The organism is Microbacterium plantarum (assembly GCF_035231185.1).
Lineage (GTDB): Bacteria > Actinomycetota > Actinomycetes > Actinomycetales > Microbacteriaceae > Microbacterium > Microbacterium plantarum.
In genome coordinates this window covers 2,627,942-2,648,367 of the sequence record NZ_CP141117.1, presented here as the reverse complement: position 1 = coordinate 2,648,367, position 20,426 = coordinate 2,627,942, and the positions used below count along the sequence as shown (strand labels likewise).

The window sequence follows — 20,426 nt, the reverse complement described above, 5'->3', positions numbered from 1 at the left end:
GGGGACATGGCGATCTTCAAGCGCTCCGCGCGAGACACCACGAGCCAGCCCGCGAACGCCGACGAGGTCGCTGCCGATGTCGACGGCGACTCCGCCGTCACCCCCGACGCCGAGACACCTGCCGAGGTGGTGCCCCACGTGGGCATCTCGGTGTCGACTTTCGGTGCTCCCGCTCAGGCCGCAGCCCCGGCGCAGCCCGAGCGGACGGTCACGCGACCGCCGGCTGAGGCCCCTGCCCGCACCGAGACGGTGACGGGAATGCCCGACAACACCCTCGTGCAGGCGGCCCTGGCGTCGCTGCCGGAGAAGCCCGGCAACGTCGACGTTATGAACGTCATGCGTCAGAGCATGCAGGGCACGATGTACGTTCGCGTGCGCGGAGACGCGCGGGCCCTGACGGCCGAAGGCAAGCCGATCACGCTCGCGGTCTCGCAGATCGACGGCGCCCGCTTCCTCCTCGCCTTCACCGGCGGCGCATCGCTGCGGGCGAGCGTCGAAGCCGACGGCGACCGCGACACCTCGGCGCTGGGACTTCCCGTCGCGAACGTGTTCCGCAACGCGATCGAGGGTCCGTACGAGGGCCTCATCATCGATCACGCGGTCGCCGGATCGCGCATCGTCCTGCCCGTGCAGCTCATCACGAAGGCGTTCGAAGAGGGCGATCCCGCCTTCACGATCAAGAACCTGCTCGCCGGACCCCGCAGCGCCGAGACGGCGGCCGCGGTCGGCGAGGCTCTCGCGCAGGCGCCGTTGTGGGTGGCCGCCGGGCCCGCGGGCGACAGCGGCCAGCTCGGTCTCGCCGAGTCGCGCACCGTATCGGGCGAGCGGCGCCTCGAGGTCTACTCGCACCCGCTCGAGGTGCTGGTGCTGCAGCGCGGCGACCGTCCCGTGCCGGTGACCGCGCCCCAGCTGGCGCGTGCCCTCCAGTCCAACCCCGCGCTCAACGGCGTCATCGTCGACCCGGGTGGGCCTTGGATCCATGTCGACCGTGCCGACCTCGGTCCCGTCCTCGCGCGGGCCGACGAGCCCGACCCCGAGCCCGCTCCTGCCGCACCGGCTGAGCCGGCCCCCGAGCCGCCGGCGTCCTGACGACGTCCTCGCGCTGATACATCCGTCGGGCCGCCGGTGCCGGTGAGCCCACACGCCGCGTGCGAGGGCTTACCAGCACCGCCGGTCCGGCAGGTGTATCAATCCGCTCGCTCCGTCGCCGAGCATTCCGCCGACGGGATTGTCCAGGGGCTACGTCATCCGTTCCCGACGCCCTAGGGTCGGGCCATGGCGAGCGAGCGCATCACCCTGACCGTGCCCGGCCCCGAGGGCGACCGTGAGGTCGGCCTCTCGAGCCCCAATCGCGTGCTGTGGCCCGAGCTCGGCATCACCAAGCACGAGTACGCCGAGTATGCGATCGCCGTCTCCGAGCCGTTCCTGCGGGCCAACGGCCATCGGCCCGTCTCGCTCGAGCGCTTCCCCGACTCGATCGACGGCGAGCGATTCTTCTCGAAGAATCCGCCGAAAGGCGCCCCGGGCTACGTCGATCAGGTCGTGTGCACCTACAACAGTGGGCGGCGGCATCCGCAGGTCGTGCTGAACGAGACCGCCGCCGTCGTGTGGGCGGTGCAGATGAACACGGTCGTCTTCCATCCGTGGGCCTCGCTCGCCGCCGACACGGACAACCCGGTCGAGCTGCGGATCGACCTCGACCCGCAGCCGGGCACGGACTTCGCGGATGCCGCATCCGTCGCGCCGGCTCTGCGTGAAGTCCTCGCCGAGGCCGGCCTGACGGCGTTCCTCAAAACGAGCGGCAATCGCGGCCTGCACGTCTTCTGTCCGATCGAGCCGACGCACGAGTTCCTCGATGTGCGGCACGCGGTCATCGCCGCCGGGCGCGAGCTCGAACGCCGGATGACCGACCGGGTGACCACCAACTGGTGGAAGGAGGAGCGAGGCGAGCGCGTCTTCGTCGACTTCAACCAGGCGAACCGCGACCGCACGATGGCGGGCGCCTACAGCGCACGGGCGCTGCCGGCGGCGACGGTGGCGACCCCGATCACCTGGGAGGAGCTCGAGGCCGGAGTCGAACCGTCCTCGTTCACGGTCCGCACCGTGCCGCAGCGGCTGGCGGACATCGGCGATCCCTGGGCCGAGCTGCAGGCCTGCCCCGGCCGCATCGACACCCTGCTGGAGTGGTGGCAGCGCGACCTCGACGCCGGTCTCGGCGAGCTGCCCTTCCCGCCGGAGTTCCCCAAGATGCCGGGAGAGCCGCCGCGCGTGCAGCCGAGCCGTGCTCGACAGCCCGGCGCCGACTAGCCGGGATCGCGCCGCTCACCGGGCGGAGGGTCGCTGCCATTCGCGCTCGGTGACCACACGCGCAACGGTGAGGCCCACCGCCAGAGCGACGACGACGAACACCGCCGTCACCCCGTACTGCACCGCGCTGATGGTGTCGCTCTCGATGGTCCCGACGATGGCCCGGTAGGCGGAGGCCCCCGGCACCATGATCAGCACGGCGGGCACGGTGAGGGTGATGCGCGGCGCCCGGACGAAGCGCGACACGGCGAACGCTCCGAATCCGACCGCGACACCGGCTGCGGCGGCCGCGACCGGCTGCATCGTGCCGTGGTCGATCATGAGCAGGCGGCCCACGTTGGCGACCGTGCCGATCGCCGCCGCCGCGAGAGCGATGCGCCAGGGCGTCGAGAACAGCAGCGCGAAGCCCATGACGCCGACGAACCCCGCGACGAGGCGTCCCAGCGACAGCAGCGGCTCGCCCAGTTCCGGGGCGGCGATGGCGACGGCACTCGTCTGGAACACGGCGGCCACGGCCCACACGGCGCACCCTGTCGAGAGCAGCACGAGGCAGGCGTACACGACGCGGTTCACTCCCGCGTTGAGATCGAGGCGGGCGAGATCGAGCGCGCCCGTGACAAGGGGGAATCCGGGCACCAGGTAGAGCACGGCGCTCGTCAGCGCGGCGCCGTACTGCGGCGAGGGCGCACCGAGCAGCTCGATCAGATGCGAGACGCCCAGGAAGGTGAGCAGCGCGGCCGAAGCCGACAGGAACACCAGTAAGAACTCGTTGACCTGCAGCCGGGCTCCGCGAACGCGCACGTACTGGCCGAGCGCGACGGCCAGCGCCACGCTCAGGCACTCGGCCCATCCGCCGTTGTTGAGGAACGCGAAGGCCGTGCAGGCCGCCGCGGCGGCCAGCACCCGCACCGCGGTCGGGTAACGCGGCGGCATCCGTTCGATCCGGTCGAGCTCGCGCTGCAGGTCGTCCGCGGTGACGCCGCCGGCGACGCGATGGGAGAGGTGCATGACCTCGGCGATCCGCTCGGAGTTGACGACCGGATGCCGCACGTCGGCCACCCTCGTGCGGAAGAGCTGTCCCCGCTGCGCGGTGATGACGATGTCGGTCATCCCGACGCGCGACTCGAGGCGATCGAGGCCGAGTCCGTGAGCGGTGCGGTCCATCGTGTCGCGCACACGGGCCGAGGAAGCGCCCGCGCCGAGCATCAGCGTGCCGAGGCGGAGGACCGCATCCGTCCGCGCGATGAACCGCAGGGGCTCGAGGTGCAGTTCGGCGGTGCCGTCGGGGACGTCGTCGCGCTGGTCATCCCGCATGGTTCGATCCTCCCACCCGAGGAGGCTGCTCGGGTGGGAGGATCGGCCGGACCAATCGGGTCGATCGGGTCGCCGCGCTGTCAGCGGCGCGCGAGGCGACGGAGCCGCGAGAGCAGCACGACGCCTCCGGCGGAGACCAGGAGGACTCCGCCGATCAGGAGACCGATCGGCGAGCCCTCGCCGCCGGTCCGCGCGATGCGGTCGGTGGTGGGCCGCGCCGCGCTCGTGCCGATGGCCGCAGCGGAGTCGCCTCCGGCAGCGGTGTCGGAAGCTCCGGGCATCGGAACGCCGGGCGCCGGGACGCCGGGCGCCGGGGTGCCGGGCGCCGGGGTGCCGGGCGTCTCCCCAGGGGCGGTGACGTCGACGAGGTACACCCCGTCGGCACGGTAGTCGAGTGCGCCGTCGAAGCCCGCGCCGGCGCCGGTGATCTCGACCGCGTCGAACGTCGTGTCGGCGGCACGCGCGCCGTACGCGATCAGCCGCAGGGGAGAGGTCGGAGCCTCCGCGGGAATGTCGACGCGCAGGGTGCCTCCGAGCGTGGCGGTGCCCGCGATCGAGAGGGCCGGCGCTGCGTTCTCGACCGACAGCTCGAGCGCGGCATCCTTCGCCTGCGTGAAGTCGCCGCCCACGGCGAGCCCGGAGGTCGCCTCGACGAGCGATCCGCCGGTGACCGAGAGGTCGCCCGTGCCGAGGGCCGTCGGGGAGGTCGCCTGCACGATGCCGTCGCCGACGATTGTGCCGCCGGTGTAGGTGTTCTCGCCCGACAGGACGAGGGTGCCGGAGCCGTCCTTCGTCAGCGACCCGAAACCGTCGATGTCGTTGCGCCACTCGTCGGCTGCGGCGAAGCCGCCGGAGCCGGCATCCATCGTCACCGTGACATCGGTGTCGAAGGCGCCGTAGCCGTTCGACGCTTCGAACAGGTTGAGTCGTCCCCAGCCCTCGGGGTCGTCGAGCACGGCGTGGCCGGAGTCGATGGCGGTGGAGTGGAGCACCCAGCGGCGCTGCTCGGCGTCGAGGTAGGGCAGCCGGTGCTCGAGCAGCACTTCGGCGCCGGCCGGGACGCGTGCGGGCAGGCCGGCGATGCCCGTGCTCGGCAGCCCGTAGGTCATGCGATCGCGGTACTGCTGCGCGAGCGCGTCGTAGTCGGCATCGTCGAGCGTGGATGTGGATGCCGGGGCGGGCAGCGTGTCGATCAGACCCTGCGCCTCGGCCGACGCGGCGGCGCGCAGCTCGGCGTTCGCGGGATCGTTCAGGCTTGCGGCGGCGAGGGCGGTCGCCAGCACGCGACCGCCGATGACGTCGAGCGAGGAGTGCATCCCGGCAACGATGCGGCTGTCGCCGATCTCGGCGGCGTTCGCGATCAGGAGGTCCTGGTACTGCGGCGCCGCGTCGGCGAGGGCGAACGAGGCGAGGTAGGCGGCGTTGGTGTGACCGCTCGGAAAGCCGCCGTCGCTCGCCGCCTCGCTGTCGGGCTTTCGCACCGGCATCAGCGCGGGGACGATGATCGAGTCGTCCACCCAGCGGAAGGGTCGCTTGTAGCTGAAGAAGTTCTTCGACGGGTTCGACGAGGCCGAGGGACCGCGCACCGTGTCGACGAGCGCGACGACCGAGCCGAGCTCGGAGTTCGGGTCTGCCCAGCGGCCCGACGCGTTGCCGGCGTCGTCGTAGCGCACCGTCGTGGCGTCGGCGGGGATGGCGTCGGGGATCGTGGTGCCGGCATTCATCGCCTGGCGGAACGCGGAGGCTGCCGGGCCGAGTCCGTCGATGGCGCTGTAGCTCTGATGACGGCGGTCGAAGATCCACGCGGCGGTCTCGTCCGCTGCGGTACGGGTGCGCGCGACCTCCACGTTGCGCGCGATGTTGGCGTCGAGCACCGCCGCGCCGGCATCCGTCGCCCGGCCGGTGTCCCAGGTGGCTCCCGGCTGCCAGAGGTCGAGCATTCCCGAGAGCACACCGATCGCGGGGTTCGTCTCGGGCGTGGTGTTGGCGGAGCTGTTCGCGGTGTAGACGTCGACGAACGTGCCGTAGGGAGCGGCGTGCGGTGCGATCGCGTTCTCGTCGAGCAGATCGCCGGCGGTCGCGTTCGCGGGCGCGGCGACGCCGAGAGCGAGGGTCGTGACGGCGAGCGCCGCCACGGCCAGGGGGATGCCCGTGCGGCGCCGGGATGGATCGGAAGCAGAGGGAGCGAGGTGCATGCAGCGTCCTTCGGATGCGGGGGGAGAATCGCGCCCCCAGCCCGGGCGGGCGGGGGTTGCGGGCGACTCTCGCACGCTAGGAAGCGGCGCGCAACGATCGGTGGCCGCGGCGTGAACGGCCGGTGTCGCCCCCTCGCCCGCCGTCAGTCCAGAACGTCGGCAAGGTCGTAGGCGGCGACGGTCTCGAGCTGGTCGAACGTGCACGAGCGGGCGTCCCGGTCGTGGCGCCAGCGCTCGAACTGGACCGTGTGCCGGAACCGCCGACCCTCGAGCTGGTCGTAGCGCACCTCGAGCACGAGCTCGGGTCGCAGCCTCACGAATGAGACATCCTTCGACGATGCGAAGCGCGAGCGGTCGGATTCGCCGGTGACCGCCGCCCCGGCGGCATCCCGCTCGACCAGCGGCTCGAGCTCGTCGATCAGCTCACGGCGCCGCTTGTCGCTCCACGCGGACACCCCGCCGACCCCGTGCAGCTCGCCGTCATCGCCGTACAGCCCGACGAGCAGTGAGCCGACCCCGGTGCCGGACTTGTGGATGCGGTATCCGATCGCGACGACGTCCGCCGTGCGGGCATGCTTGATCTTGAGCATCGTGCGCTTGCCCGGGGCGTAGGGCTGATCCACGGGCTTGGCGACGACGCCGTCGAGGCCGGCGCCTTCGAACTCCGCGAGCCAGCGACGCGCGGTGCGCACGTCGTCGGTCGCGCGCGTCACGTGGATCGGATCGGGCACGTCGCGCAGCAGCTCGACGAGTTCCTCACGCCGCCGCGAGAAGGGCTCGGCCTGCAGGTCTCGCTCGCCGCGGGCCAGGAGATCGAACGCGATGAACATGGCAGGTGTCTGCTCGCTCAGCAGCGCCACGCGCGAGGCAGCGGGGTGGATCCGCTGGGACAGAGCCTCCCACTGCAGCCGCCGGCCGGCACCGGTGTCGGTGGCCACGACGATCTCACCGTCGATGAGGCACGGCTCGGGGAGCAGCCTCGAGAAGGCGTCGACGAGCTCGGGGAAGTACCGGGTGAGCGGCTTCGAACCGCGGCTTCCGATCTCGACCCTCTCGCCGTCCCAGGAGACGATCGCGCGGAACCCGTCCCACTTCGGCTCGAACGACAGCCCCGCGCCGCGGGGCCCGGCATCCGGAATGGCGGGCACCGCTTTGGCCAGCATCGGCGCGGGGATGTCGTAGGTCATCGCGGTTCCTCAGGCGCGCAGCTGCTCGCGCGGCTTCGGTCGGGCCCAGCGGGCGGGCAGGTTCGGCCCGTCCCACACCTGCACGATCCCCCAGACGACGGCGGTGATGGGCACGGCGAGCAGGGTGCCCAGGATGCCGCCGATCGCGGTGCCGGCGGTCAGAGCGACGAGCACGACGAACGAGTGCAGCTTCATCGTGCGGCCCATGAGGACCGGCTGCAGGAAGTTGCCCTCGAGCTGGTTGACGAGCACGACGGCACCGACGACGAGGACCGCGTTGAGCGGGCCGTTCGCGACGAGTGCGACGAGCGCGGCCAGGATGCCGGCGAGCGTCGCACCGACGATCGGGATGAAGGCCAGGAGGAAGACGAGCACGGCCAGGGGGATGGCGAGCGGAACCTGGAGGGCGAGCAGCGCGATGAAGATGCCGACCGCGTCGACGAAGGCGACGGCGGCGGTGCCGCGGATGTAGGAGCCGAGCACCACGACCGTCTTGTCGCCGATACGGCGAGCCCGCTGCTCGTTCGCCCCGCGGAACGGGCGCAGCAGGAACTCCCACATGCGCGGGCCGTCCTTGAGGAAGAAGAACAGGATCACCACCATCAGCACCGCGCCGGTGATGAAGGTCGCGACCGCGCTCACGCCGGCGATGGCGCCCGAGCCGAACTGAGCGCTGGTGACGAAGTCGCCGAGGGCGCCCAGCCACTCGTCGATCTGCTTCTGATCGATCGAGAAGGGAAGGGTCTGCGCCCACGCGACGAGTTGCTGGAATCCTTCCTCGGCCTGGGAGTACAGGTCGTCCCACTGGTCGCGGACGGCCCACACGATGAGCCACGAGAGGCCGCTGAGCAGCAGCACGATCGTGAGCAGGGTGATGATCGTCGCCAGCAGCGACGGCACCCCGTGACGACGCATCCAGCTCATGGCCGGCGCGAACGCGCACGCGAAGATGAGCGCGAGGATCAGGGGGATCGCGACGACCGACACCTGGCGCAGCACGTAGACGACGCCGATCGCGAGGATCACCAGGACGATGATCTGCACTCCGCGGATGGCCAGCCGCCCGAAGCCGTCGGCCCACAGGCCTGCGGGAGGTCGCTCGGCGTCGCGGTCGATGGCATCCGCCAGCACGATCTCGGGCCGCGGTCTCCGTCGGAACAGGCTCATGACGACGACGCTAGCGGACCGCGACGCCCCTGACGCGGGGTTGCGCTCGAGGCGCTCGCGGGGCAGGGCAGCGGCGACGGCGGTCACGTCCGCGGCTCCTCCCGTTCACCGACCCGTCGCTCAGGTGTCGGCGGGTGGACACCTGCGCCGACCACCGTTGAAGGGCCGCCCGCACGCGGCGGCTTTCGCACCTCCCCCCAGATACGAAAGAGGATCTCCATGCAACGGAGAGCGCACACGCGCGCCTGCACATTGACGGCGACGAGCATCGTCACCGGCCTCGCCCTCGCGTCGGCACCCGCCATCGCCGCGGGCGCGACCGAGGCCGACCCGGCATCCCTTCCGAAGAACGTCATCCTGATGATCTCGGACGGCGCGGGCTACAACCAGTTCGACGCCGCGAGCCTCTACGAGCACGGAACGAGCGCGCACCAGGTCACCGTCGATCCCGCGACCGGCGCGATCGCGCACGAGGCGGCCACGCCCGGTCAGGCCTACGAGACCTGGCCCGTTCAGGTCGCCCAGTCGCACTACTCGGCCTCGGGTCGGGCGGAGTACGTCACCGAGAAGGCCTGGGGGGACTTCGACTGGGTCGCTTCGGGCGCCACCGACTCCGCGGCAGCGGGCACGGCGCTCGGAACCGGTGTGAAGACGAACAACGGGACCCTCGGCTTCGAGCCGGGCGGGGACCGCCTGCTCACCGTCGGCGAGCAGGCGCAGGAGGTCGGCAAGAAGGTCGGGCTCGTCACCTCCGTGCCCTTCAACCACGCCACCCCCGCGGGCTTCATCGCCCATAACGCCGACCGCAACGACTACCAGGGCCTGGCGGCGGAGATGATCGACAGCGGCGTGGACGTCCTCATGGGCGGCGGACACCCGATGTACACCGACGGACACCAGTCGCGTGCGGCCGACTGGACCTGGATCGCGCAGAACGACTACGAGCGGGTGTCGACGGGCGCCACGCCCTACAGCTTCATCGACGACAGAGCCGACTTCGAAGCTCTCGCCGCAGGCACCGCCGTCCCCGAGAAGGTGTTCGGCCTCGCGCAGGTGGCCGAGACGCTGCAGTACAACCGTCCCGGTCTCGCCAACGATGCCGTGCTGCCGTACACCGATCCCGCGAACGACGTCCCCGACCTGGACACGCTCGCTCGCGGCGCGCTCAACGTGCTCGACACGGGCGACGAGGGCTTCTTCCTCATGGTCGAGGGCGGGGCGGTCGACTGGGCCGGCCACGCGAACCAGACCACGCGCCTGATCGAGGAGCAGATCGCCTTCAACGACGCCGTCGAGGCCGTCGAGGCGTGGGTCGAGGAGAACAGCAGCTGGGACGAGACGCTCGTCGTCGTCACCGCAGACCACGAGACCGGCTACCTCGCGGGTGCGGGCGCCGGTCCCGAGGCCGGATGGACGCCGATGTCGGGAACGGCGGGTCAGCTGCCGGACCTCACCTGGCACTCGGGTGGACACACCAACGCGCTCGTTCCGCTCTTCGCCAAGGGCGCCGGGGCCGAGGTGCTCGAGGCGCGCGCCGATCAGTGGGACGTCGTCCGCGGCGCCTATCTCGACAACACCGCGATCGGCGAGACGATCTTCGACTTCCTCGGACACGGCGAGCGCAGCTCGGCGGATGCGGTGGCGCTCGAGGCCACGGTCGCGGGACATCAGGCGGAGGGGGCCCTGCGCCTGAGCGTCGCCGGCCACGGCGAGCGGGTGTCGTTCAGCGGTTCGGGGGAGGGGCTCGACGCCACTCTGCCGCTCGTGACGGTCGCCGATACGCGCAATGAGGTCCGCGCCCAGGGACGCGGTTGGACGCTCGCGGGCTCCGCGACCGATTTCGTCGCGGGCAACCGCACGCTCGCGGCGGAGAACCTCGCCTGGACGCCGCGCGTGGTCCGGTCGGAGTCGGGCGCCACCGCGGGCGGGCGCGCGACCCTCGAGGCTCCCGCGACTCTGGCGGCTGCGGACCGTACCTCGCGCCTGGGCGCGACGGTCGTGGGCGCTGATCTCGACCTGTCGATCCCCGCCGAGGCAGCGGGCGGTCGGTACGGCAGCGAGATCACGCTCACCCTGTTCGCGCAGGACTGAGCGTCCCGCGCAGCACACCCCCATCGGCGGGGGCGGGCTCCCGCCCGTCCCCGCCCACGCTCACCGGAGACACCATGCCCCGCATCTCTCTCGTCCGTGCCGTGCTGCTGGCGACCGGCGTCCTCGTCGCGCTCACGGCGTCCGCTTCGCTCACCGTCGTCCCGGCATCGGCTGCCGCGCCGGAGTCCCCCGCGATCGAGTGGGGGGTCGTCCCCGCCGACGCTGCGGGACCCGACGGCCGGGTGTCGCTGCGGCACACCATCGACCCGGGCGCCGCGATCACCGACGCCGTCGCGGTCACCAACCACTCCGCCGAACCCGCCGTCTTCGCCGTCACCGCCGGTGACGGGCTCGTCGGCACCGACGGTGCTTACGACGTCCGCACCGATGAGCCGGAGGCGGGCGGCGCGTGGATCGATGTCGGCGGGCTCGACGGGGGGTCGCTGGCCCTGGCGGCGGGCGAGACCCGGGTGCTGCCGGTGACGATCGCCGTTCCGGCGGACGCGACGCCGGGCGATCATCCCGCGGGGATCGTCGCCGGACTCAGCACCGACGAGACGGGTGTGACGGTGACGCACCGCGTCGGCGTGCGCGTGCACCTGCAGGTTGCCGGCGAGATCGCCCCCGCGCTGCGGATCGACGCCGCCACGGCGAGCTTCACACCGTCGTGGATTCCGTTCGCGCCCGGGACCCTGACGGTCGAGTATCAGGTGACCAATACCGGCAACGTCCGGTTCGGGGCGAGCGCCGCCGCCGAGGCCGCGGGGCCGCTGGGGCTCATGCCGGGCAGGGGTGCCGGTGAAGCGCTCGAGGTGCTGCCCGGCGGATCGGCGACGCAGCGCATCGAGCTGCCGATTACGCCGCTGTTCTTCGCCGCCGGCGAGGTCGCGGTGACCCCGATCTCGCTCGGCGACGATCGCGTGCCGCTGCCCGAAGCGGCATCCTCGGGGTTCTCGACGCCGGCCGTGCCCTGGTCGTCGATCGCGGTCGTCGCGCTGGGCGCGGGAATCATCGCGCTCGTGGCGGTCATCGTGTTGCGCCGGCGCGCGCGCTGAGCCGCCGCCCACCGCGGATCAGGTGAACGCGCCGACGCCGGTGATGTCGCGGCCGAGCAACAGCGCTTGCACGCTCTCGGTCCCCTCGTAGGTGTGGATCGCCTCGATGTCGGCCATGTGCTGCATGACCCCGTTCTCGAGCAGGATGCCGTTGCCGCCGAGCAGGTCGCGCGCGACCTGGGCGATCCGCCGTGCGGCGCGGGTGTTGTGGTACTTCGCCAGGGAGGCCTGGGTCGGGCGCAGGCCGCCGGCGGTCTCGAGGTCGGCGAGGCGGCGGCAGTAGAGCTGCATCGCGGTGAGCTCGTCGAGCATCTGCGCGAGGCGCTCCTGCACCATCTGCGAGCGGGCGAGCGGCCGCCCGAACTGGATGCGCTCCCCGGCATAGGTGACCGCAGCCTCGTAGCAGGCGGTCGCGTGGCCGAGCGCCGACCACGCGACCCCCGAACGGGTGGCGTAGAGGACGGTCGAGGCATCCCGGAACGACCTCGTGCCCTCCAGCACCGCGTCGGCCGGAACCCGCACGTCGCGCAGGGCCACGTGAGCCTGGTGGATGCCGCGCAGTGAAGCCTTGCCCGCGATGACGGTGCCGGTGTAGCCCGGGCGGTCCTGCTCGACCAGGAAGCAGCGCACCGAGCCGTGCAGATCATCGCCCTCATCGTCGACGCGTGCCCACACGAACGTGATGCCGCCCGAGGCGCCGTTGCCGATCCACTTCTTGGCGCCGCGGAGCACCCACTCGTCGCCTTCGCGGCGGGCGACGGTCTCGAGCGAGACCGAGTCGGAGCCGTGGTCGGGCTCGGTGAGGGCGAAGCTGCCCAGCACCTCGCCTGTCGCGAGGGGGCGCAGCCAGCGTTCCTGCTGGGCGGGCGAGCCGAACAGCGCGAGGGTGCGCAGCGCGAGCCCGCCCTGCACCGCGTGCGCCGTGCCGAGCGAGCCGTCGCCGCGCGAGATCTCCATCGTCACCAGGCCCGCCCCGAGCGGCGTGATGCGCGTCAGGTCCGCATGCTCGATGCCGTCGACGAAGAGATCGAGCTCACCCATCCGCCGGACGAGGTCGAGCGGGTAGATCGCGGAGTCCCAGGCCTGCTGCATCCGGTCGCCCACCTCGTCGACGAAGGCGCGGGCGCGGTTCCAGGCGGCCCGGTCCTCGTCGTCGACGTCGGCGAAGACGCCGTAGTAGTCGGTGTCGCGGCGTCCCGTCAGGACATACGAGGCGACGCGCTCGCCGGGGAGCGCGTCGAGATCACGGTCGGCTTCATCGCTCATGACATCCAGTATCGCCCCGAATGGCACTGAGTGTCACCGGTTGCACTCAGGAGAGATCGGCGCGGAGACGGCGGGTGACCTCGGCGAGCGGCATGCGGCGGGGGAAGACGGCCACCACGACGTCGTCGGCGGCGGGCGCCTGACCGTCGGGGTGCACGCCGAAGCGATGCAGCAGGCCGTCCAGCGCGGCTTCCACCGTGGCTCGCGTGACGGCGTCGTCGCCGCGCAGGAGGCGGCGCAGGACATGGTTGTGCACCGCGGTCACGGCAGCGCTGAAGGCGACGGCCTCAGCGGCATCGAGGTCGGGCAGGCGTTCGCGCAGGTGGTCGCCGAAGAGCCGCTCGTAACGGAAGACCATGACGATCTCGCGCTCGCGCAGTGCCGGGACACCCCGCACCACGCGATACCGGCGTCGCGCCAGCTCGACATCGGCGGCGAAATGGTCGAAGGCCGCGAGGGCGGCGTCGCACACGGCCCGCCAGGGGCTCTCGTGCGGCGTCTCGAGCAGCTCGCGCAGCGTCGCGATCGCCACGTCGTGGTCGGCGAAGACCACATCGTCCTTGCCGCCGTACTGCCGGAAGAACGTCGACCGCGACAGACCCGCCGCCCGCGCGATGTCGTCGACCGAGGTGCGCTCGTACCCCTGCTCGTCGAACATCGCGACGGCCGCGGCCACCAGAGGGTCGCCGGGGGTGCGGGAGGCCTCGGTCATGGGCACCGAGCCTAGTGTCAAGTCGCTTGCCGCCGTCCGGCGCTCGGCGTTGACTGCGAAGATGACCGCGCTCTGGAAGTCCGACGTCACCGTGCCCGCCGGAACGCCGTTCGAACCCGGTCGACGCCACGACGTGATCATCGTGGGCGCGGGGCTGACCGGCCTCGCCACCGCCCTCGAGCTGGTCCGGAGCGGCATGGATGTCGCGATCGTCGAGCGCGGCGGCATCGGCGAGCTCGCCTCGGGCTCGAACACCGGCAAGATCTCGCTTCTGCAGGGCACGACGCTGTCATCGCTCCGCCGGCACCACCCGGCATCCCTCGTCCGGGCCTATCTCGACGCGAACCGCGACGGCTTCGAGTGGATCACCCGCGCCGCGGACGAGCTCGGGGTCTCGACCACGACCCGAACCGCGTACACGCATGCGCAGGGGGCCGAAGGCGTGGCGGCCGTGACCGAGGAGTACCGGGCGGCCCGGGAGGCGGGCCTCGACGTGCGGCTCGCGGGCGCCGACGAGCTCGCCGCCAGTCCCGTCCACATGGCCAGCGCCGTCGCTCTGGATGGTCAGCGCGCGATCGACCCCATGAGCCTGTTGGCGGCACTGGCGACCGCGTTCGTCGCGGCCGGAGGTCGGCTCCACCTGGGCACGGCGGTGAGCCGGGTGCGGGTCGTGCCGAGGCCGCGGGTCGACACCGAGGCGGGCCCGCTGTTCGCCGGGAAGATCGTGCTCGCCACGGGTGCCCCCATCACCGATCGGGGGCTCTACTTCGCCAAGGTGAGCGGGATGCGGTCGGCGTGCGTGTCGTTCGACCTCGAGGGCGAGGTGCCCGACGGCATGTACCTGTCGGCCGACAGCCCCACCCGGTCGGTGCGCACCGCGACGGCCGCCGACGGTGCCGGCCCGGAGCGGTCACCGCAGCTCATCGTCGGCGGCGCCGGACACCCGGTCGGCCGGACCGACAGCGAGCTCGCGAAACTCGACGAGCTCATCGCGTGGGCCCGGGACACCTTCCCGGTGGGCGCGGAGACCCACCGCTGGTCGGCGCAGGACTACACCTCGCACAACCTCGTGCCGTTCATCGGCTCGATGCCGCGCTCGCTCGGTCGCGTGCGCTTCGCGACCGGCTACGCCAAGTGGGGGCTCACGAACGCGCCGGCAGCGGCCCTGCGGATCGCCAGCGAACTGCGCGGCGAGAAGATGCGCGAGCGGCCGACCTGGATGACGGTCATCGGAACGCGATTGACGGTGCCCGCAGACCTGGCGCGCGGGGTCTCCGAGAACGCGAAGGTCGGAGCCGTCGCCGCGCAGGGCTGGACCGCGGCGCTGGCCCGGTCCACCCCGGTCGCGCAGCCTGCGGAAGGCGAAGGGACCGTCGCGCAGCACCACGCCCGGCCGGTGGGCGTCTCGACGGTCGACGGTCAGACGCGGGCGGTCAGCGCGATCTGCCCGCACATGGGCGGTGTGCTCGAGTGGAACGACCTCGAGTGCACGTGGGACTGCCCGCTGCACGCGTCGCGCTTCACCCCCGACGGCGAGCGCATCGAGGGTCCCGCCTCGACGGGCCTGCGACGTCTGCGCTGACCCGAGAGGTCAGTCCCGCGCGAGCAGCTGTTCGCGCACCTGACGTCGCAGCACCTTGCCGATGAGCGACCGGGGCAGGTCGTCGACCGCGACGATGCGGCGCGGGACCTTGTACGCGGCCAGACGCGTCCGGCAGAAGTCGCGGAGCCCCTCGACGTCCAGCGAAGCGCCCTCGCGCAACACGACCGCGGCGACGACCTCCTCGCCACCGGATGAGCGGGGAGCCGCGACGACGGCCGCCGCCTCCACGTCGGGGTGCGCGTGCAGGGTGTCTTCGACCTCGCTGGGCGAGACGTTGAACCCGCCGGTGATGATCAGCTCCTTGAGCCGGTCGACGATCGTGACGAAACCGTCGGGCGAGACGACGGCGATGTCTCCGGTGCGCAGCCAGCCGCCGGGCAGCAGCGCGTCGGCGGTCTCGGCGGGGCGGCGCCAGTAGCCCGAGAACACCTGGGGACCGCGCAGGAGCAGCTCGCCCTCCTCGCCCGGTTCGCGGTCGACCGACGGGTCGTCGGGGTCGACGATGCGGATGTCCGTGCTCGGGAACGGCACCCCCACCGTGCCGGGGCGGCGCGAGGGACCCATGGGATTGCCGAGCGCGACGGGGGAGGACTCGGTCATGCCGTAGCCCTCGACGAGGAGCCCGCCCGTGGTGTCCTCCCAGCGGCGGACGGTGGCGACCGGCAGGCTCATCGCTCCCGAGATCGCGAACCGCACGCGCGAGAGGTCGATGGTGCCGCGGGATGCTGCGCGGGCGAGCTGGTCGTAGATCGGCGGCACGGCGGGGAGGAACGTCGGCGGGCTCTTCTTCGCGGCATCCGCCATGAGGCCGACGTCGAACTTCGGAAAGAGCACGAGCTTCGCTCCGATGCTCATCGCGAAGGTCAGGCAGAGCGTCATGCCGTAGGCGTGAAAGAGCGGCAGGACGCCGTAGAACGTCTCCTCGCCCTCGACGAGCCCGGGAACCCACGCGCGCCCCTGCCTCGCGTTGGCCCGCAGGTTGCGGTGGCTCAGGACGGCGCCCTTGGGGATGCCGGTCGTGCCGCTGGTGTACTGCAGCAACGCCGTGTCGTCGAGGGTCGGTCCCGCCACACGACGCGACAGGGGGCGGTGGTCGACGAGCTTCGACCAGGGCAGTGCATCCTTGGTCCGCGGCTTCGCGGTCAGCTGGGCGCGCGACTCCCGTGCTTTCGCGATCGGCAGCCGGAGCAGCATCCGCTTGCCGCGGGGGAGCGCCTCGGTGACGTCGACGCTGATGATGCGCTCGACGCGCAGATCGGTCGGGAAGTCGGCGATGGTGTCGACGGTCTTGTCCCACACGATGGCGAAGCGCGCGCCGTGGTCCTCGAACTGGTGGCGCAGCTCGCGGGCCGTGTAGAGCGGGTTGTGCTCGACGACGATCGCGCCGAGGCGCAGCGCCGCGTAGAACGCGACGACGTGCTGCGGGCAGTTGGGCAGCACGATCGCCACCCGGTCGCCCGCGGTCACCCCGAGCCGGCGCAGCCCCTCGGCGGCCCGGTCGACGTTCGCGCCGAGCTCGCGATACGTCATGGTGGCGCCGAAGAATTCCAGAGCGGTCCGATTGCCGTGCCGTTCGACGGTCGCGGCGAGCATCTCCGGCAGGGTCTGCGTCACCTCGTCGATCTCGGCGGGGACGCCGTCGGCGTAGGCCGACAGCCACGGGCGGGACTCGAGGGCGGTCATGTCCCCATCCTGCATTCCGCGGCATGCCCGCCGCTGAATACGGCCTGGGGGTTGCGTGCGCGTCAGGTGGCGACGTAGAGCACTCCGGTGATGAACAGCGTGATGATCGTCGTCCACATCACGATCGCCGCTCCCTGCCAGAGCAGGACGGTGCGCGGGGGCACTCCGGTGGCGGTCAGGGCGGCGGCGGTGAACTGCGTGGGCAGCAGAAGCGGACCGAGCAGGCTCACGCCCGGGGTGCCGTAGCGGTGGTACGCCTTCTGGAACTTCTCGCTTCGGGCCGACTTCGGCTTCTCGGGTGCCCCGCCGCGCGTCGTCACGGCCGTGCGGACACGAGCGGCCACGAGCACGACGACCGCGACGCAGACGAAGTTGCCGATGGCGCCGGCCAGCGCGGCGACGACGGGGTGGATGCCGCCGATGATGCCGATGCCCGCGGCGCCCTCGCCCTCGATGAAAGGCACAGCGCCGGCGAGGGCGACGATGACGGGCTGAAGGATGTCGGGCATCCGGGCCACGAGGTCCTGGAAGTCGAGGATGAGGTCTGCGAAGGGATTGGTCATGGATCCATCCCAGCGGCGGCCCGACGCTCACGGGAGTGCCGGGGCGTCACCGGAGTCCGGGAGGTTCTGCGACCCGGACCGTGACAAACGTCATGGCCGTACTGTGGGCCTCGTGAACGACCGCGACCCTCGCCCGGCAGCCGCGCCGCGCAGCACGACGCTCGCCCGCGAGGTCGTGGCCACCTCGTGGTACATCGCCGTGTCCATCGTCTTCTTCATGATCTCGGCGCTCGGCATCTGGAGCCTGTGGGCACTGCTGGTCCGCACCCGCCTGGAGGATCCGGCAGTGATCGTCGGATACGCGGTCGGATCGATCGCCGTCCTGGTGTCGACGGTCGTGCTGCTCGTTCGATACCGAGCCGACGGCGATGTGGGGGAAGCGGATCGCCCGCCTCGCCTGCGCCGCTTCCTGTCGTGGCCGGTTCTGCTGGGGACGGGCGGATCGGTGCTGCTCGGCGCGGCGACCGTGTCGGTGCTGTTCGGGGCCTCGGTCCTGGCGACCATCCTGTGCCTGGTGCGCTGGGGGCCCGGCATCCGATGGCGTGGAGTGATCCTGGTGGAGGCGGCGCTCGTGGCGCTCTGGTTCGCCGAGCGTGCCCGTCTCGAGGGTGCGGGCTCGCTGACATTCGCTCTCCTCGTCTTCGGTGTCGCTCTGCCGGCATCCATCGCTCTGTCGCTGTGGTCCTGGGACGTGGTGCTCGAGCTCGATCGTGCGCGTGCGACCGAGTCGCGCCTCGCCGCGACGCAGGAGCGGCTGCGCCTGGCGGGGGAGCTGCACGACCTGCAGGGGCACCACCTGCAGGTGATCGCGCTGCAGCTGGAGCTCGCCGAGCGGATGCTCGCCCGGGATCCGGATGCCGCGGGGGAACAGATCCGCCTGGCCCGCGCCTCCGTCGACGCGGCGCGAACGGGCACCCGAGAACTCGCCGGACGCTTCCGCGGCGTGCCCCTGCCCGATGAGTTGGCCAACGCCGCCGATCTGCTGCGCGCGGCCGGACTCGCGGTGCGGTCGGACGTGGCCGCCGACGCCGTCCTCGCCCCCGCTGACCTCCTGGGGCCGGTGGTCCGGGAGTGCACGACGAACGTGCTCAAGCACGGCGGTGGGCGATGGGCGGAGGTGCGGCTCGATCGCGACGGCGGATTCTGGCGTGTCGTCTTCGCCAACGACCCGGGCCCGACGTCGTCGCTCGGCGCTGGTTCGGGCCTCGCGGGCATCTCGCACCGGGTCGGGGTGGCCGGCGGCGATCTGCGGACCCGCCGCGAGCACGACCGGTTCGAGGTCGTCGTCTCGGTACCCGCGGAAGCCCCCGCGGCCGCCGCGAGGCGGGAGCAAGCGGGCGAGGGGATGCCGCGGTGATCCGGGTGCTCATCGCCGACGACGAGGACATGATCCGTTCGGCCCTCGCCGCGCTGCTCCGGCTCGAGGACGACCTCGAGGTGATCGCCGAATGCCGCGACGGCGAGAGCGCGGTCGAACAGGCGCTCGAGCTGCGTCCCGACGTCTGCCTGCTCGACCTCGAGATGCCCGGCATCGACGGGGTCGAGGCGGCGGCCCGCATCCGGCAGCGGGTTCCGGCGCGCTGCGTCGTCGTCACCCGGCACGCGCGGCCGGGTGTGCTGCGGCGCGCGCTGAGCGCCGGCGTCGACGGCTTCGTGCCGAAATCCCGCCGCGCCGACGACGTCGCCGCCGTCATCCGCGAGGTCGCTGCGGGGCGACGCTACGTCGACCCCGAGATCGCCGCCGACGCCCTCAGTGACGAGCGGAGCCCCCTCACCGATCGGGAACTCGACGTGCTGCGGGCAGGCGCCCGAGGCGAGACGATCGCCGAGATCGCGGCGACGCTGCATCTGTCGGCGGGCACGGTCCGCAACCACGTCTCGTCGGTGCTGGGCAAGCTCCATCTCGCCACCCGGCAGCAGGCGGCGATCATGGCGCGCGAGCGCGGCTGGATCTGACACAGCCCCCTCCGTTCGGCGGGGAGCGGACACGGGGCCGTCAGGCGCGGGTAGTAGGCTTTCCGATCGGGCGATCTCTCGACATCGAGATTCTTCACGCCCATCACCCACCGTCGCCCAGCGAAGGATTGCAGTGGACCTTTACGAGTACCAGGCCCGAGACCTGTTCGAGAAGTACGAGGTGCCGGTGCTCGCCGGCATCATCGCCGACACCCCTGAGGAGGCGAAGGCGGCGGCCGAGAAGATCGGCGGTGTCGTCGTCGTCAAGGCTCAGGTCAAGACCGGAGGTCGCGGCAAGGCCGGCGGCGTCAAGGTTGCCAAGACCCCCGACGAGGCATACGCCGCAGCCGAGGCCATCCTGGGCCTCGACATCAAGGGCCACGTGGTCCAGCGCGTCATGATCGCGCAGGGCGCCGACATCGCCGAGGAGTTCTACTTCTCGGTGCTGCTCGACCGCGCCAACCGCTCGTACCTGAGCCTGTGCTCGGTCGAGGGCGGCATGGAGATCGAGGAGCTCGCCGTCGAGCGTCCCGAGGCGCTCGCGCGCATCGAGGTCGACCCGCTGCAGGGCATCGATAAGGACAAGGCGGTCGAGATCGCCCGGGCCGCGAACTTCCCCGACGACCTCGTCGAGAAGGTCTCGGACGTGTTCGTCAAGCTCTACGACGTCTACAAGGGCGAGGGCGCGACCCTCGTCGAGGTGAACCCGCTCGTCCGCACGGGCGCCGGTGACATCGTCGCCCTCGACGGCAAGGTCTCGCTCGACGAGAACGCCAGCGAGGTGCGCCACCCCGAGCACGAGGAGCTCGAGGACAAGGGCGCCGCAGACCCGCTCGAGGCCAAGGCCAAGGAATCGGGCCTGAACTACGTCAAGCTCGACGGTCAGGTCGGGGTCATCGGCAACGGTGCGGGTCTGGTCATGTCGACCCTCGACGTCGTCGCCTACGCCGGTGAGAAGCACGGCGGCGTCAAGCCCGCCAACTTCCTCGACATCGGCGGCGGCGCGAACGCCCAGGTCATGGCCTCGGGTCTCGACGTCATCCTCGGCGACGAGCAGGTCAAGAGCGTCTTCGTCAACGTCTTCGGCGGCATCACGTCGTGCGTCGCCGTCGCGGAGGGCATCGTCAAGGCCCTCGAGATCCTGGGCGACTCGGCGACCAAGCCGCTCGTCGTGCGTCTCGACGGCAACCAGGTCGACGAGGGCCGCGCGATCCTCGCCGACGCGAACCACCCGCTCGTGACCCTCGCCGCCGGTATGGACGAGGGCGCCGACAAGGCCGCCGAGCTGGCGAACGCCTGAGCTCCGGACGCGAAAAGGACCAACGAC

16 protein-coding genes are annotated in these 20,426 nt (G+C 71.7%); 8 read left to right on the top strand and 8 right to left on the bottom strand.

What is annotated here, in order from left to right; translation table 11 throughout:
- Nucleotides 1–6 precede the first annotated feature (6 nt).
- Both VC184_RS12835 and ligD read left to right on the top strand, forming a co-directional pair.
- A complete protein-coding gene (locus VC184_RS12835) occupies nucleotides 7–1,089 on the top strand; it encodes an SseB family protein (protein ID WP_323986485.1) in 1,083 nt (360 codons plus the stop codon).
- Between the two features lie 186 nt (nucleotides 1,090–1,275).
- A complete protein-coding gene (ligD, locus tag VC184_RS12830) occupies nucleotides 1,276–2,307 on the top strand; it encodes a non-homologous end-joining DNA ligase (RefSeq protein ID WP_323986484.1) in 1,032 nt (343 codons plus the stop codon).
- Between the two features lie 15 nt (nucleotides 2,308–2,322).
- Here the strand turns inward: ligD and VC184_RS12825 are convergent, their stop codons facing one another.
- The 4 genes from VC184_RS12825 to VC184_RS12810 all read right to left on the bottom strand — a co-directional run bounded on the left by VC184_RS12825 (nucleotide 2,323) and on the right by VC184_RS12810 (nucleotide 8,170).
- The gene (locus VC184_RS12825; RefSeq protein WP_274178985.1) at nucleotides 2,323–3,621 is read right to left on the bottom strand and encodes a threonine/serine exporter family protein; all 1,299 of its coding nucleotides are present in this window, start codon (nucleotides 3,619–3,621) and stop codon (nucleotides 2,323–2,325) included.
- 80 nt (nucleotides 3,622–3,701) lie between these two features.
- Entirely contained in the window at nucleotides 3,702–5,816 is a 2,115-nt protein-coding gene (locus VC184_RS12820) for a phosphatase PAP2 family protein (RefSeq protein WP_323986483.1), read from the bottom strand.
- 143 nt (nucleotides 5,817–5,959) lie between these two features.
- Nucleotides 5,960–7,003: an ATP-dependent DNA ligase gene (locus VC184_RS12815; protein ID WP_112617487.1), complete on the bottom strand. Its 1,044-nt coding sequence runs from the start codon at nucleotides 7,001–7,003 to the stop codon at nucleotides 5,960–5,962.
- A gap of 9 nt (nucleotides 7,004–7,012) precedes the next feature.
- Entirely contained in the window at nucleotides 7,013–8,170 is a 1,158-nt protein-coding gene (locus VC184_RS12810; protein WP_274179039.1) for an AI-2E family transporter, read from the bottom strand.
- 219 nt (nucleotides 8,171–8,389) lie between these two features.
- Between VC184_RS12810 and VC184_RS12805 the strand changes: the two genes are divergently transcribed.
- Both VC184_RS12805 and VC184_RS12800 read left to right on the top strand, forming a co-directional pair.
- Nucleotides 8,390–10,261 (top strand): alkaline phosphatase, encoded by a 1,872-nt coding sequence (locus VC184_RS12805; protein ID WP_323986482.1) that lies wholly within the window; start codon nucleotides 8,390–8,392, stop codon nucleotides 10,259–10,261.
- Between the two features lie 74 nt (nucleotides 10,262–10,335).
- Complete coding sequence (locus VC184_RS12800) at nucleotides 10,336–11,316, top strand: COG1470 family protein (protein ID WP_323986481.1); 981 nt, start codon at nucleotides 10,336–10,338, stop codon at nucleotides 11,314–11,316.
- A gap of 18 nt (nucleotides 11,317–11,334) precedes the next feature.
- Here VC184_RS12800 and VC184_RS12795 read toward each other — a convergent pair whose 3' ends face one another.
- Nucleotides 11,335–12,582, bottom strand: coding sequence for an acyl-CoA dehydrogenase family protein (locus tag VC184_RS12795; protein ID WP_274178980.1), 1,248 nt, complete (start codon nucleotides 12,580–12,582; stop codon nucleotides 11,335–11,337).
- A gap of 46 nt (nucleotides 12,583–12,628) precedes the next feature.
- Nucleotides 12,629–13,294 (bottom strand): TetR/AcrR family transcriptional regulator, encoded by a 666-nt coding sequence (locus VC184_RS12790; RefSeq protein WP_323986480.1) that lies wholly within the window; start codon nucleotides 13,292–13,294, stop codon nucleotides 12,629–12,631.
- A 61-nt stretch (nucleotides 13,295–13,355) separates the two neighbouring features.
- On the opposite strand from VC184_RS12790, the gene VC184_RS12785 reads away from it, so the two are divergent.
- Nucleotides 13,356–14,876: an FAD-dependent oxidoreductase gene (locus VC184_RS12785; RefSeq protein WP_323986479.1), complete on the top strand. Its 1,521-nt coding sequence runs from the start codon at nucleotides 13,356–13,358 to the stop codon at nucleotides 14,874–14,876.
- Nucleotides 14,877–14,885: 9 nt separating this feature from the next.
- Here the strand turns inward: VC184_RS12785 and VC184_RS12780 are convergent, their stop codons facing one another.
- Both VC184_RS12780 and VC184_RS12775 read right to left on the bottom strand, forming a co-directional pair.
- Nucleotides 14,886–16,580, bottom strand: a complete 1,695-nt coding sequence (locus VC184_RS12780; protein ID WP_323986478.1) for a long-chain-fatty-acid--CoA ligase — start codon at nucleotides 16,578–16,580, stop codon at nucleotides 14,886–14,888.
- A 62-nt stretch (nucleotides 16,581–16,642) separates the two neighbouring features.
- Nucleotides 16,643–17,143 (bottom strand): small multidrug efflux protein, encoded by a 501-nt coding sequence (locus VC184_RS12775; protein ID WP_323986477.1) that lies wholly within the window; start codon nucleotides 17,141–17,143, stop codon nucleotides 16,643–16,645.
- Nucleotides 17,144–17,255: 112 nt separating this feature from the next.
- Here VC184_RS12775 and VC184_RS12770 point away from each other — a divergent pair, with 112 nt between their 5' ends.
- From VC184_RS12770 to sucC, 3 genes are all read left to right on the top strand, one after another.
- The gene (locus VC184_RS12770; RefSeq protein ID WP_323986476.1) at nucleotides 17,256–18,500 is read left to right on the top strand and encodes a sensor histidine kinase; all 1,245 of its coding nucleotides are present in this window, start codon (nucleotides 17,256–17,258) and stop codon (nucleotides 18,498–18,500) included.
- Nucleotides 18,497–19,099, top strand: a complete 603-nt coding sequence (locus VC184_RS12765; protein ID WP_274178975.1) for a response regulator transcription factor — start codon at nucleotides 18,497–18,499, stop codon at nucleotides 19,097–19,099. The genes VC184_RS12770 and VC184_RS12765 overlap by 4 nt, the downstream gene beginning before the upstream one ends.
- Before the next feature lie 133 nt (nucleotides 19,100–19,232).
- The gene (gene sucC, locus VC184_RS12760; protein WP_269267968.1) at nucleotides 19,233–20,399 is read left to right on the top strand and encodes an ADP-forming succinate--CoA ligase subunit beta; all 1,167 of its coding nucleotides are present in this window, start codon (nucleotides 19,233–19,235) and stop codon (nucleotides 20,397–20,399) included.
- The last annotated feature ends 27 nt before the right edge of the window (nucleotides 20,400–20,426 follow it).